The sequence below is a fragment of the Peptococcaceae bacterium genome, assembly GCA_024655825.1.
Taxonomy (GTDB): Bacteria; Bacillota; Peptococcia; order DRI-13; family PHAD01; genus JANLFJ01.
On record JANLFJ010000022.1, the window covers coordinates 11,794 to 25,025 of the forward strand.

13 protein-coding genes are annotated in these 13,232 nt (G+C 50.4%); 5 read left to right on the forward strand and 8 right to left on the reverse strand.

Features of this window, described 5'->3' with window-relative positions; translation table 11 throughout:
• Window positions 1-121: 121 nt before the first annotated feature.
• Window positions 122-1,282 (reverse strand): DUF1015 family protein, encoded by a 1,161-nt coding sequence (locus tag NUV48_09650; protein MCR4442401.1) that lies wholly within the window; start codon window positions 1,280-1,282, stop codon window positions 122-124.
• A gap of 164 nt (window positions 1,283-1,446) precedes the next feature.
• Between NUV48_09650 and cysE the strand changes: the two genes are divergently transcribed.
• Both cysE and cysK read left to right on the forward strand, forming a co-directional pair.
• Window positions 1,447-2,238 carry a serine O-acetyltransferase gene (cysE, locus tag NUV48_09655; GenBank protein MCR4442402.1) on the forward strand — a complete coding sequence of 264 codons (792 nt, stop codon included), beginning with the start codon at window positions 1,447-1,449 and terminating at the stop codon, window positions 2,236-2,238.
• Window positions 2,239-2,277: 39 nt separating this feature from the next.
• Window positions 2,278-3,210, forward strand: coding sequence for a cysteine synthase A (gene cysK, locus NUV48_09660; GenBank protein ID MCR4442403.1), 933 nt, complete (start codon window positions 2,278-2,280; stop codon window positions 3,208-3,210).
• A gap of 39 nt (window positions 3,211-3,249) precedes the next feature.
• On the opposite strand, the gene NUV48_09665 is transcribed toward cysK, so the two are convergent.
• Complete coding sequence (locus NUV48_09665; GenBank protein MCR4442404.1) at window positions 3,250-4,293, reverse strand: polysaccharide deacetylase family protein; 1,044 nt, start codon at window positions 4,291-4,293, stop codon at window positions 3,250-3,252.
• 195 nt (window positions 4,294-4,488) lie between these two features.
• Between NUV48_09665 and NUV48_09670 the strand changes: the two genes are divergently transcribed.
• A complete protein-coding gene (locus tag NUV48_09670; protein MCR4442405.1) occupies window positions 4,489-4,686 on the forward strand; it encodes a DUF1858 domain-containing protein in 198 nt (65 codons plus the stop codon).
• Window positions 4,687-4,795: 109 nt separating this feature from the next.
• Complete coding sequence (locus NUV48_09675; GenBank protein MCR4442406.1) at window positions 4,796-5,944, forward strand: NAD(P)/FAD-dependent oxidoreductase; 1,149 nt, start codon at window positions 4,796-4,798, stop codon at window positions 5,942-5,944.
• A gap of 13 nt (window positions 5,945-5,957) precedes the next feature.
• Here NUV48_09675 and NUV48_09680 read toward each other — a convergent pair whose 3' ends face one another.
• The 3 genes from NUV48_09680 to NUV48_09690 are packed head-to-tail and all read right to left on the reverse strand — an operon-like array spanning window position 5,958 to window position 8,535.
• Complete coding sequence (locus tag NUV48_09680; GenBank protein ID MCR4442407.1) at window positions 5,958-6,749, reverse strand: carbon-nitrogen family hydrolase; 792 nt, start codon at window positions 6,747-6,749, stop codon at window positions 5,958-5,960.
• A gap of 1 nt (window position 6,750) precedes the next feature.
• Window positions 6,751-8,082, reverse strand: a complete 1,332-nt coding sequence (locus NUV48_09685) for a 4Fe-4S dicluster domain-containing protein (protein MCR4442408.1) — start codon at window positions 8,080-8,082, stop codon at window positions 6,751-6,753.
• Complete coding sequence (locus NUV48_09690) at window positions 8,083-8,535, reverse strand: ATP-binding protein (GenBank protein ID MCR4442409.1); 453 nt, start codon at window positions 8,533-8,535, stop codon at window positions 8,083-8,085.
• 148 nt (window positions 8,536-8,683) lie between these two features.
• Here NUV48_09690 and NUV48_09695 point away from each other — a divergent pair, with 148 nt between their 5' ends.
• Window positions 8,684-8,974 carry a hypothetical protein gene (locus NUV48_09695; protein ID MCR4442410.1) on the forward strand — a complete coding sequence of 97 codons (291 nt, stop codon included), beginning with the start codon at window positions 8,684-8,686 and terminating at the stop codon, window positions 8,972-8,974.
• A gap of 52 nt (window positions 8,975-9,026) precedes the next feature.
• On the opposite strand, the gene NUV48_09700 is transcribed toward NUV48_09695, so the two are convergent.
• The 3 genes from NUV48_09700 to NUV48_09710 are packed head-to-tail and all read right to left on the reverse strand — an operon-like array spanning window position 9,027 to window position 13,221.
• Complete coding sequence (locus NUV48_09700) at window positions 9,027-9,794, reverse strand: NAD-dependent deacylase (protein ID MCR4442411.1); 768 nt, start codon at window positions 9,792-9,794, stop codon at window positions 9,027-9,029.
• Window positions 9,795-9,829: 35 nt separating this feature from the next.
• Window positions 9,830-10,522, reverse strand: a complete 693-nt coding sequence (locus tag NUV48_09705) for a response regulator transcription factor (protein ID MCR4442412.1) — start codon at window positions 10,520-10,522, stop codon at window positions 9,830-9,832.
• A complete protein-coding gene (locus NUV48_09710; GenBank protein MCR4442413.1) occupies window positions 10,519-13,221 on the reverse strand; it encodes an ATP-binding protein in 2,703 nt (900 codons plus the stop codon). The genes NUV48_09705 and NUV48_09710 overlap by 4 nt, the downstream gene beginning before the upstream one ends.
• Window positions 13,222-13,232 lie beyond the last annotated feature (11 nt).

Consider the following 13,232-nt stretch of genomic DNA (forward strand, 5'->3'; position numbering starts at 1 on the left):
CGTTTTATAGTTTTATAGTAATAATTCCACAAACTGCACTGTTTTTCCTTTCCGACCATTGTCCTATCCTCAATATTTTACGGTTGATATGATCGTTTCGCCCGGATAATTCAGGACAATCTCAGGTAATCCGATGCTTGTAGATAAAGATTCCCGAAAGTATTTTGGGAACAAAAAACGTTGACTTCTCCGGCATAACAATGCTTGAGTCGTTTATACCGGCATCGGCCACCGCCATCAATTCTTCAATGGAAACGGGATGCAGGGCCACAGCGATATCGTACTTGCCTGCATTTACAGTTTCCACCATCCTGTCCATTTCATACTCAGGGAAATAATCAAAGCGCCGTGGATCCCTGATCATCTCGCGGGTTAGGCCCAGCAGAGGGTAAAGTTCGTTTTCCAGGATGCTGCAGTCCAGCCTGCCGACGACATCATCCGGTATATGCCTGGCCTTGATGAGATAACTGCCCTTTTTCGTATACACGGCGAAATGATGCTTGGGCGGCGTGGCAAAGACCCGGAGCTCAGACAGCTTCAGTCTTTCTTTTATCTCGTCAAATTTTACCGTTCCCTTGATAACCCGGTTATAGGCCTGGATTTCCACCTGCCCGGCCTCGCAAATGTAAGCAAGACAGTGAGTCTGCCTGTTTAAAAGGGAGGCATGATACCTGTGGTGTCCATCGGCAATATACAGGGGATTCCCTTTAATCAGCGCTTTCAGCTGCTGGCTTTCCCTGCTGTCCTCTGTCAAACGATAGATACGGTTGGCAATCCCGTGGAGCTCGGAGGCCCCCTCAAAATCGGAAATAAATTGGTATTCCGGCTGGTTTAAATCTTTCACCCTTTCCAGTATTTTTCCAACCGGTGCCTTGGTTAAGAGAAAAACCGGTTCAAAGGTGTACCCGGTTTTAGCGCGCAGTTCTAGCCTGCCCCGGACCTTGTCATCAAAAGTTCTTTCATGCCTGATGATCTCGCCTTCGGCATAATCGTACACCCTGACCGCCGCCAGAACCCCTGTTCTCGTTCGCCCGGCGAACGACTGTTCGTACACATAAAAACACGGGACCTTGTCTTCTTGCAGGACCCCTTCTTTTATCAGCCTGTTGAGCACTCCAAGCGGGTCCTGTCCCAGCGTAATATGCGACAGTGCGTTCCTGTTCGCGTTCAACACCATTTCCAGCTTGCTGCCCGCTTTGATCACATCATAAGGTGGACAGGTGACACTTTTTATGCTTTCCTTCCCGGGTCTGAGCCCGGTCAAACCTTCTATCTCGGCCATTCTTCATTGACCCCTCCCGGCGGCAGCTTCGGTAAATAATCTCATGCACGTTCTACTTTACTATGACCAGCTAAAAAAGAAAAGTACCAAAATGGAGTATTTAAACCACGAATAAGATTTAGTTCGCCGCCTGCTTGTCTGTACACGCCTGCTTGTCTGTACTATTGAAAACACTTTCCGGCTGTTGTATACTTCTCATAATCACACGCCTTCTCCAGGCCAGCATTTTTTCTTCATTGAAGAGAAGGGCTTATGTATACCAGGAGGTGCAATGGCGAATGAGCATTTTAGAAACAATTAAACAAGACATCCAGGCGGTTTTTGAGCGGGACCCGGCAGTCAAGAACGTCCTGGAAGTTATACTGTGTTATCCTGGTTTTCATGCGGTCAATCTCCACCGGGTGGCCCACTGGTTCTACAACAAAAAATGGTACGTCACCGCTCGCTTCCTGTCCCAGCTTAATCGCTTTTTGACCCAAATCGAAATCCATCCCGGAGCGAAAATCGGCAAAGGGCTGTTCATAGACCACGGGTGTGGTGTAGTCATCGGGGAAACCGCGGAAATCGGAGACAATGTAACCCTTTACCAGGGAGTTACCCTGGGCGGAACTGGAAAAGAAAAAGGGAAACGCCATCCAACCATTGGGAACAACGTGGTAATCAGCACCGGAGCCAAGGTCCTGGGTTCTTTTAAAGTAGGCGACAATTCAAAAATCGGTGCGGGTTCTGTTGTCCTGAGCGAGGTTCCGCCCAACAGCACAGTGGTGGGTATTCCCGGACGAGTTGTTCCTAAAAGCGTCCCCGGTATGGAAAGCGAAGAGAAAAAGCATCCGGCCGTCGACCTGGAACACAATAAACTGCCCGACCCTGACCGGGAAATGTTCCAGTCCCTGCTCAACCGTATTCAGGAACTGGAAATGAGACTTAAAAAACTGGAAAAGGCTGAGAAAGCCTAAAAAACCAGTATTAACCGGATATAAAAAGGAGAACCAATGATGAGAATAGCTAAAACCTTAACCGACCTGATCGGCAATACCCCTATGCTTGAGCTGAGCAAATACAGCAGGAGCGCAGGCTTAAACGCAAGGCTCGTCGCCAAGTTGGAATACTTCAACCCTGCGGGAAGCATTAAAGACAGAACCGCTTATGCCATGCTCAGAGCAGCCGAAGATAACGGAAAATTAAAAAAAGACCCGGTAATCATCGAGCCCACCAGCGGCAATACCGGCATCGCCCTGGCTTTTGCCGCTGCTGCCAGGGGCTACAGATTGATCCTCACCATGCCCGACACCATGAGCCTTGAACGAAGGAAACTGTTAAAAGCCCTGGGCGCAGAGCTTGTTCTTACACCGGGTTCTGAAGGAATGCCGGGCGCGATCAGGAAAGCGGAAGAACTGGGTGCCCAAATTGCCAACTCCTTTATCCCGCAGCAGTTTAAAAATCCCGCCAACCCGGAAATACACCGCAACACTACCGCCGAAGAAATATGGAGAGACACGGAGGGCCAGGTGGACATCATCGTTTGCGGCGTTGGAACCGGCGGTACAATTACAGGAATCGGCGAGGTTATCAAGCAGCGAAACACGAAGTGCCAGGTAGTGGGAGTCGAACCTTTCGATTCGCCTGTGCTTTCCGGTGGGAAACCGGGACCTCATAACATACAAGGAATCGGAGCTGGAATGATCCCGGATGTCTTAAAACTGGAAATAATTGATGAAATATTCAAAGTCAAGGATGAAGAAGCCTTTTCAACAGTGAGGAAGTTAGCCCGCACTGAAGGGCTGCTTGTGGGAATATCATCAGGGGCCGCAGTCTATGCCGCAACCCAGATCGGCAAGAGACCCGAAAATATGGGTAAAACAATCGTGGTTATCCTGCCTGACTCAGGCGAGCGCTATCTTTCCACCGCCCTCTTTCAGGAAACATGAGACAAGCGCATCAACCCAGTGCGAAACGACACATCCTCTTCATGGATAAACAACAAGTTCTTTTCCCTTGATCCTTTCCTTATCGACAAGTCCCTCCTTGCCCCGCGGGATGGTAATTGTGGACGGATCACCGTCGCTGACATAGCGCTCAGCCGGGTTCTTCCTGAAATAATTCAGCCACTTTTCCAATTCCACTGTGCTGGCCTGGACCCGCGGAAGCCGCAGCGGATCAAATCCCCTGGTCGCCGGACTGACTGCGGGATTGGCCCCCACCTTCAGGACCGCCCGGTGATGGTACCGGTACCCCATGTATTCCCCCTGAACAGCCAGCAGAGCGTTTTGGGGCGATATGCCGTGAGGCAGGGCCAGCGAATCGACCTGGTATCCCGGCACCGCTTGTTCCACAAGCCTGGCCAGGCCGGCCAGTTCTTTCTGCACGCTCTCGTCGGAAAGCTGGTTCAGTTTGGGATGGGTAAGGGTATGGTTGCCGATGTCGAAACCAAGCTCCACGAGCTCCTGCAGTTTTTCCTTCCAGCACTCTTTTTGGTCAAACGGGTTTTCATTGATATAAAACGTCGCCGTGCAGCCAAAATCCGGGTGCTTTTCGGCAAAGTCAAGCATTATCCCCACAGCGCACTCCGGATCGATCTCCTTCTTGCCGTTTTCACCCGTCAAATAGCGAAACTGCCCCGCGCTTGCGTCGTCAAAGGTAATGATTACCGGCGTCCTGCCGGCCGCGACCCTGATGTCGTTTGCCACAAAATCCCCGAGACTGCAGAGCGAATAACCCTCGTTGTACAACGTCAAAAGATCGCGCCTGAAGTTCGCTGCCGTTTGCTTCCAGGGCGCTTCCTTTTCCGCGCCGATGACATGGTACATGAGTATCATGACTTTGCCCGTTTCATCAACCTTGACGGCTGCTGGATCCGCCTTTGGCGGTTCTATGGACGTGTCGCCAGGTTGCGGCTGTTGGCCCGGAAAAGGGTCCGGCTCACCCGTCTCAACTGCCGGGCGGCATCCCCCTTGCGCCAGGAGTAGCACCAGCACCGCCGCCAGTAAGAAAACTGCTGTTTTTTTTGTCATAAGCCCCCCTGCTAAAAACCCAAGCTTGTTGTCGCAATTATATTCGACGCCGGTCTTCCCTTTCCTGTTGGAATATTAAAGCAAAACTGTGTCTTGGAAAACCCCGCCTCATATATCCAACGGCACCGGGCAAGGTTGTGAAACCGCCTGAATTCTGTTATACTCAAGGAGTATAAAAAGTGAGGGAGGTCCGCCATGAAAATCACTAAAGAAATGTCCATATCGGAAATAGTACAGAAGTACCCCCAGTCCATCGATGTCTTTATTAAACACGGCATGGGCTGTCTAGGATGCGCCGCCGCCCGTTTCGAAAACCTGGGCCAGGGCGCGATGGCCCACGGTATTGATGTGGACAAACTGATAGCCGACCTTAACGAAGCTGTCCAGGAATGAGAAAAGAGTTAATGGTTATCCTCAAAAGCTGCTGAAACTGTTTTCAGCAGCTTTTTTACCGGGCGAATAATCCAGGAATAACACTGGGAAAATAAAATGGTGTTGAAAAATGGCTAAATATAAAACCCTTATCCTGGGAGGCGGTATAGGCGGCATCGTTGCCTCCCAGGTGCTGAAAAAAGCCCTGGGAAAGGAAATGCAGGTAACGGTTGTGGATAAAGAAGAAAACCACTATTTTTCATCTTCCTATCCTTTCTTGTTAATCGGAAAAAGAAAGCCGGAGGAAGTCACAAGAAAACTGGCCAGACTTGAAAAAAAAGGCATAGAATTCATCCACACGGAAGTGACAGCATTAAATCCCGCTCAAAAGCTTGTAACCACTGACCAGGGAACCATGAGCTGTGACTACTTGGTAATCGCCCTGGGCGCAGAGTACAACCCTGAAACCGTACCAGGCTTTTCCCGCAACGCTTACAACATTTATGACTTTAAAGAGCTGTTGAAAGCGAGGGAAGCCCTTTTTAACATGAGAAGCGGGCATGTAGTCCTCTTCATATCCAGCACCCCTTACAAATGCCCGCCGGCTCCCTATGAAATGGTGTTCCTGCTCGACCAGTTTTTCCGACAGAAGGGTCTGCGCTCAAGAATCGAACTGACCCTGGTAACTCCCGATCTTTCTCCTGAGCCGCTGGCCGGGCCCCTGGTCGGCAGGAGCGTCAGGAACATGCTGGCGAAGAAAGGCATCAACCTGCTAACGGAAGCGAAGGTAATAAGACTTGAACCTGGAACCCTTGTTCTTGACCACGGGGAAATAAAAGGCGACCTCTTCCTGGGCATCGCTCCGCACCGGGCCCCGTCTGTTCTGCGCGAAACCGGCCTGGTGGACGAAGCCGGCTGGGTCAAGGTAGACCCATACCAGCTCACAACCGGCTGCCCCAGTGTTTACGCCGTCGGTGATGCGACAGCCATCAGGCTTCCCGTCATCGGCGCTCTGGCTCCTAAAGCCGGCATCTTCGCTCATTACCAGGCCGAAGTGACGGCAAGGAATATCGCTCTTTTGGCGCGGGGTAAAAAGCCCGTTTACCGCTACACGGGCAAGGGCGCCTGCATAATGAACACCGGCTTCGGTCGGGCCCGTTATTCAACAGTCCACTACTATCGCCAGCCGGCTCCCTTTATTACCCTGCTCAGGCCGGCCAAGCCAGCCTACTGGGCTAAAATACTCTTTGAAAAATACTGGCTTAACCGGTGGCTCTAAGCGCTTCAATCTATCAACTGTCCAGTCCTTTATAAACTCCCGGCACACGATCATGGTAACAAGTCATGTATTCCCTTACCTTCTTGACCTGTTCCAAGTCTATATCGGCCAGCAACAGTTCCTCGTCCTCCGAACCTTCCGCCAGGACATCACCGGATGGGTCCACAACCATGGAATGCCCGAAAAAAAGATATCTTCCTTCCTTTCCGACCCTGTTAACGCCAGCCACAAACATTTGGTTCTCGATTGCCCGGGCCTGTATGAGAATACGCCACGGGTGAATCCTGGGCATTGGCCACTGGGCCGGAACAAACAACACCTGGGCTCCGTCCAAAGCCAGCGCGCGAACCAGCTCCGGGAACCGCAAGTCATAACAGATGATGACGGCGCATTTAACTCCGTCCAGTTCAAAGACCGCCCTCTGCTCGCCCGCCGCCAGGTATTGATCTTCCCTCATCAGGCGAAAGAGATGAACCTTGTCATACCTGGCAACATTGCGGCCTTCTCGGTCAAAGACGTAACTGGTATTATAGATACGGCCGTCCCTCATGTCCGCAATGGAACCGGCGACTATATTTATTCCGTGACGGCGGGCCAGTTCCCCCATTGCTTCTGCGGACGGAAAACCGGCCCTGTCCGCCAGGTTCGGCACCTCCTTAACGGCATAGCTGGAATTCCACATTTCCGGTGCAATAACCACATCAGCCTTGTTTTCCACAGCTTTCTCCGCCATCATCCTCATCTTCTCCAGGTTTGCCCGCGGGTCGCCGAAGACGATCCCGGCCTGCAGCAAAGCCAAGCGCATTCTATTGTTTACCCTCCTTTTGCTTTTTCTCGTTCATCGAAGGCGGCAGTTTGCTGGATAGTGCCACCATTCTTTCCGCCAGTTCGGCGACTTTCTCCCGCAGTTTAAAAACACAGTCAACCTCATTGCCCTGCCCGCGGACGATGTCTTCCGCCAGGGCCCGGCATGTTGGAGCCCCGCATGAACCGCAGTCCAAGCCGGGCAGCGATTTGTGGATTTCATCCAGTGCTTCCATTTTTCTGATCGCTTCGGCCAGATCATCATCCAGTTTCAATACGGCCTGCGGCTGCAGATTTTCCGTCCAGGTAAAATCCTGCCATTTAGTCCCTTCAGGCAGCTCCGGCAGCAGGTCCACCGGCTGGCCTGCCCGTTTAGCCAGAGCCACAATGCGCGTTTTGGCCATAAAAGGATTTTCCACGGTGAGCGGCCCGCCTACGCAGCCGCCAACGCAGGCCAGGGCTTCGATAAAATCGACCTCTTTCAGTTTTCCCATTACCACATCTTCCAGGACATGGGCCACATTGACAAGGCCGTCAACCGACAAACTGCTGCGTTTGGGAAGCAATCTCATTTCGCCGCCTGACACAGCCCAGTGAATACCGGAACCAGTTGATTTTTGCAAGCGGGGTGCTCCTTTCATCTCTTCAAGCATACCGTACAGCGGCCCATAAATGTCGGAAATTGCTATTACCCCGTCAACGAAAGACTTTCTCCTGCCGATGGGGTTTTTTACTGCCGTAAACTTGGCCGCGCATGGAGATATAAAAAACACCCCGACCTCATCCAGCGGGCAGCCTTCCTCTTCCATTTCCATCTTGGCCATGCGGGCGGCCGCCTCCATGGGCGAATCAACCGGTAAAATGTTATTAATCAACTCAGGAAAACGCACCCTGATCAATCTCACCACAGCTGGACAGGCTGAAGAAATTACCGGTTTGGGTAGTTCCTTTTCCCTGAAATATTCCCCGCTTACACGGGACACTATCTCCGCTCCTCTTGCCACTTCCCATACCCTGGCAAAGCCCAGTTCCAAAAGCCCGGCAATGACCATGTCAACCGTGGTCCCGGCCTTAAACTGTCCATACAACGTGGGGGCCGGCAGCGCCACCGGATAGCGGAAACGTTTTATTTCTTCAAGCGTGTTGGTTACCGCCATTTTGGCATGCTGGGGGCAAATGCGGATACACTCCCCGCAGTCTATACACCGCTCATCAATGATTTTGGCCTTTCCTTCCTTTACCCTGATGGCTTCCGTGGGACAGTGCTTGATGCAATTAGTACACCCCACGCATTTATCTTTATTGAGAGTTACCGCATGAAAATAGGAAGTCATCTAAGCCTGCTCCTCCGTTTCCCAAATAGCCATTTTCACCCTGGTCCCCTTCCCCGCTTGGGACTCTATGGTAAACTCGTTTGCGCAGCTGCGCATATTGGGAAGCCCCATCCCGGCTCCAAACCCCATTTCCCGGATGTGTTCCGGCGCTGTTGAATACCCCGCTTCCATAGCCAGTTCCACATCCGGTATTCCAGGCCCTTTGTCTTGTGCCGTGATGATTATTTTGAGCGGGTTGATCTCCGCCTCCAAAAAGCCCCCCCAGGAATGGATTACAATATTCATTTCCGCTTCATACGTGGCAATTGCCGCACGCCTGATGACATCCGCGGAAAAGCCGAGCTGGAGCAGCAACCGCTTGATCTTGGAGCTTGCTTCTCCTGCTCGGACAAAGTCCCCCTGTTCAACTGGAAACCTGATTTTGATAGGCTCAACCCGGGATTTGTCGTTCATCCAGCCGCCGCACGTTCCTTTTATTATTCATTCAACAGAGAGTAACCTGATTGTTTTCAAAGTCGTTAAAGGTGATCCGTAATTCTTGTCGAAAAATATTAACCATAGAATTAATAATTTAATAACATTCGAGTCCGGGGGTGTTTCTTTGAAATCATTAACTTCAAGTTTCACTTTTTATCTTACCATAATTCTTGCCTCACTGCTTCTGGGTATGTTTCTCAGAACACGTATCGATGCTTACCGTACCAAAATTTTGATACGGGAACTGGAAAACCACCTGGGGCAAAAACTGCCTTGCTATAAAAAAAACCGGGATCAGATAAACTGGGAAAAAGTGCTCAAAATGCTGAAAAACGAACCCACGACCCAGCAGGTCGCCGGCTGGCGGCAGCGTGTAAAAGACAAAATCAAAACAGCGGGAAGAACGAAAAGATAAAGAAAGCGCCGGCAACACACATGGAGGGCGCACCACAGTCTCGGGGAAGGCATCAAGCCTTCCCCGTAAGCGCATTATAAAGCCTTTCAAGTATTTCCCCGGCACTACCGCGCAGGATCAGGTCCGCCTCATGATCCATAACGGTCGGTCCCTTGTTGATAATGGCCAATTTTGCGTCTCTTTCCCTGGCCATAACGGGAAAATAATTGGCAGGGGAAACCTCCAGTGATGAGCCTATCACCACAAAAAGACGAGCTCTTTTCGTTTCCATTTCCGCCTGCCGCAGCGCCTCATCCGGCAGCCTTTCACCGAACAATATCACTCCCGGTTTAATCATCCCGCCGCAGGCCGTGCAGGTAGGAATTTCTTGTTCCTCCAGGACCTCTGCCGGGTAGCCCTTTTTACACTTCAAGCATTGGGCTTCGCGCAAGTTTCCGTGAAGCTCGATCACCCTGGTGGCTCCGCCCCTCTGGTGCAGGCCGTCCACATTCTGCGTAATTATGGCGTTTAGGAGCCTTTCTTGCTGTAACTTGCCCAGGATTTCATGCCCGCGGTTCGGCCTGGCTTTGCCGAGATTGGATAAACGCATCCTGTAAAAATTGTAAAAGTCCAGGGGGTTTTCATAGAGAGCTGAAACCGTGGCTATCCTGCTGGGATCCACACCGCGCCATAACCCTTGGGGAGAGCGAAAATCAGGCAGCCCCGATTCCGTGCTCATACCGGCTCCCGTCAACACGACCCGGTAGTCTGCTTCGCGCCACCATTCAACCAGCCTGTCTATTTCTTCCGGCGCATACCCGCCAACCCCAGTCTTAAACATATCGCTGTTCCTTTCCATACTCTGATAACATGGTCTCACTTTACTGCGCGCAGCATATAACCCACTCCGCTGCAGGTTACAATCATTTCGGGATTACCGGGATCTGTTTCGATTTTTTGCCTCAACCTCCCGATGCTTACCCGCAGATAATGGGTGCAGTCCTTGTATTCATTGCCCCAGATAGCCTGCAGGAGCTCTTCGTGCGATACAACCTTTTCCGAATTGCTGGCCAGGATGGTGAGCAGCTTAAACTCTGTCGGTGTAAGATGCACGTTTTGTCCGTTTATGACAACCTGTCTCTGGGCCAGGTCGATGAGAATATTGCCAATCCGGATTTTATCCGTGGGCGCCTGTAAAACATTGCTCCTGGCCCTTCGCATCACCGCGTTAATCCGGGCAAGAAGCTCTTCCACCGCAAACGGCTTGGTAATATAATCATCAGCCCCCGCGTTAAGACCGTCCACTGAATCCTGAGTATTGTCCTTTGCGGTAATCATGATAATTGGCACATCGGAAACGCTCCGAATTCGCCGGCACACTTCAAGCCCATCCATTACCGGGAGCATAATATCCAAGATAATTACATTGGGATTCGCCGACTCAAATTGGGCAATCGCTTCCGCTCCGTTCGTAGCCGAAACTACTTCATACCCGCTGGCGCGCAAATTGGCCCGCACAAAACGTAAGATATTGGACTCATCGTCAACGACCAAGGCTACCGGTTTCAACTAACATTACCCCCTTCTTTTTTACATGGTATCGTAAAGTCGAATTGACTTCCCTGCCCTTTATTGCTGGCAACCCAGAGCCTGCCACCATGGGCTTCCACAATCCCCTTGGATATAGAAAGTCCCAAACCGCTTCCGCCCGCTTCTTTGCCTGCAGCATGGTTGATGCGGTAAAACCTCTCAAAAATCGCCTCGTAGTACTCTGGATCGATACCAATCCCGTGATCAATCACACTTACCTTCACCATATCCTGTTCTTTTAAATACGCCGTTTTAATCACCAGGTACGGAGTCTCCTTCGAATATTTTATACCATTTTCCACCAAGTTGCTCAACACCTGTTCAATTCTTCTCTCGTCAACACAAACAAGCGGCAAATCAGGTGCATGTTCCACGGAAAACTGGACCGGCTGGAACCGCTGCTTGAACCGGCAGAGGACCCGGTGAATGACCTTTCTTATATCAATGACATGAAGGTCAAGCCCTAAAACCCCGGCCTCAATTTTGGACATGTCCATAATATTGTCAATCAAATCCTGCAGGCGCTTGCTTTCTTCAACGATACCTACCAGGAACTCCCTTTTTTCTTCCTCCGGCCAGCCAACATCCTTGCGCAAAAGCGACTCAGCGCTGCCTCTGATCGTGGTGAGCGGTGTCCTCAGTTCATGTGAAACTGTGGAAAGGATAGAGTTTTTGAGGTACTCAACTTCCTTTTCGCGGGTAATGTCACGGAAAAGATAACCGTAACCAATAAAATTTTGATTGGACATGACGGGAAACCCAAGTATCAAATAATGACGCGTTTTATCCTTAAGGTTCAACATGGCTTCGCGGTGCTGAAAAGCCTTTTTCTTCTTAAAATCATCCCACAGGTCTTCATAGGGGATATTTGCATCAAAATAACTCAAAAAACCCTGCAGCCCTTGGAAAGTAAGCCCTTGCCAGTTAAACTCCTCCATCCCGAATATCCTCGAAAACACCGGGTTTACGTAAATAATCGTTGCTTTGGCGTCAAAAAGCACAAGTCCTTCATTTATGCTGTCCATCACGGCCAGGAGGGTATTATGTTCTTCATTGATTACATTAAACAGCGAAACATTGGTAATAACCACGGCCAGCTGGCTGTTGATAGCCTGCATTATCGCCAGTTCCTGCCTGCTGAACCTGTTGGGGAGGCAGCTGGCCAGGGTTATCGTTCCCAGGATGTTATTGTCGTGGATAATGGGTACGCTGACCAACGAAACAAGCCGTTTCCCGCCCCCGCGAAAGCTCGCCGGTCCTATCTTTTTATCAAGTTCCTGGATTATTACCGGCTTGCCATCCAGGATCGCTTGTTTCGAGTAGACCTCCAGAAAACGTTCGTATTCCTTTTTTTGCGCGTCCGGGCAATCAGAAGTGCAGTGAATCAACCTGTCTTCCCTGTCTTTGGTGACCCAAATTGTTACGACCTCCGCTTCAAACAACGACACAATTTCCTGCGCGACATTTGCCAGCACATCCGACAGGGCGCGGGTAGTGCTTACAGCGGAGGCAACCGCATAGAGCACTGACAATTCCTTGTTCTTTAATACCAATTCCCGGGTTCGTTCTTTAACGCGGCTTTCCAGTCCTTCGCTGTGCAGTTTTAAAAGTGTATTGGTATGCTGCATGTTTGCCGCCATATAATTGAATTTTTGAGCCAGCGTGTTAATCTCAACCGGTAGTTTAGTCCCCTGCAGTTCGACGCGGTGGAACAGGTTCCCTGAAGAAATCTGCTGGCAGGCTTCATTTAAATGGGTCAGCGGTTTGGCGATATTGTTTTCAAGAAGGCGCCCGATTGACAGGATAACGGCAATGCTAAACGTTATCAAGGCCAGGGATAAGCCGGCCGCCCTGAACAGGGGAAGCATGACCTCGTACTGGGGAGCGGTAACCCATACGCCCCACCCGAATTCCGGAATTGTGGTGTAACTCGCAATCTCCCAGCGGCCATAAAGCCCGCGGTATTCAATCGATCCGCTGTTTTTTTCCTTTAGCTTTTGAAGTACGGGTGAACTCAGTGTAGAAACATTAGGCGCATTGACTTCCGGAAAAGCAAGAAAATGGCCAATGTTATCTATTAGAATCGTATAGGCTGATGGATAAATCCTGTATTTATCAATAAGAGCGTTCAGATAATTAATATCCAATATGCCCATGATATATCCGCAAGTGGCGTTTGCTTGCGCAATGGGCACGTAGATAAAAACCGCGGGGCGGCCGGTCCGGTCATAAAAAAAAGAACTAACGAAGGATTTGCCGCTGGCAGGCAAAGCAGCTTCGTAAATCTGCCGCGAGATTTGTTCTGTTTTTTCGCGGAGGCTTTCTGGTGTTGCCTGCAAAATTTTTGAACTCAGCTGACAGCCCGGTATGTCTAAATATATTTCGGAAAAGCCCTCGTACTGCCACGCCACCTGTTTGAGAACATCGTTGAGCTCTTCAGGAGAGAGATTCATTCTCCCCACCTGTTTAGCCAGGGTGTCCACCGCTAAAAGGTGTATTTTCAAGAAGGAAAAAACCTCTTTAGAAATCTGATTAGCCAAAGCAAGATGCTGTTTTTTCAAATTTTGTCCTTTATTCAGAAAATCATAAGCCAGCATTACCCCCAAAATCAAGGTTGGGATCAAGGCCAAAAGAGCAATGATGCTTACATAATGACGAATCTTCAGTTTGTATTTCAAGCGGTATTACC

Bases quoted from the DNA above. Each gene is read 5' to 3' on its own strand.
- cysK (MCR4442403.1), top strand. From the start codon at position 2,278: ATGAGAATAGCTAAAACCTTAACCGACCTGATCGGCAATACCCCTATG.
- NUV48_09700 (MCR4442411.1), bottom strand. From the start codon at position 9,794: ATGTTTAAGACTGGGGTTGGCGGGTATGCGCCGGAAGAAATAGACAGG.
- NUV48_09685 (MCR4442408.1), bottom strand. From the start codon at position 8,082: ATGACTTCCTATTTTCATGCGGTAACTCTCAATAAAGATAAATGCGTG.
- NUV48_09665 (MCR4442404.1), bottom strand. From the start codon at position 4,293: ATGACAAAAAAAACAGCAGTTTTCTTACTGGCGGCGGTGCTGGTGCTA.
- NUV48_09650 (MCR4442401.1), bottom strand. From the start codon at position 1,282: ATGGCCGAGATAGAAGGTTTGACCGGGCTCAGACCCGGGAAGGAAAGC.
- NUV48_09675 (MCR4442406.1), top strand. From the start codon at position 4,796: ATGGCTAAATATAAAACCCTTATCCTGGGAGGCGGTATAGGCGGCATC.
- NUV48_09690 (MCR4442409.1), bottom strand. From the start codon at position 8,535: ATGAACGACAAATCCCGGGTTGAGCCTATCAAAATCAGGTTTCCAGTT.
- NUV48_09670 (MCR4442405.1), top strand. From the start codon at position 4,489: ATGAAAATCACTAAAGAAATGTCCATATCGGAAATAGTACAGAAGTAC.
- NUV48_09680 (MCR4442407.1), bottom strand. From the start codon at position 6,749: ATGCGCTTGGCTTTGCTGCAGGCCGGGATCGTCTTCGGCGACCCGCGG.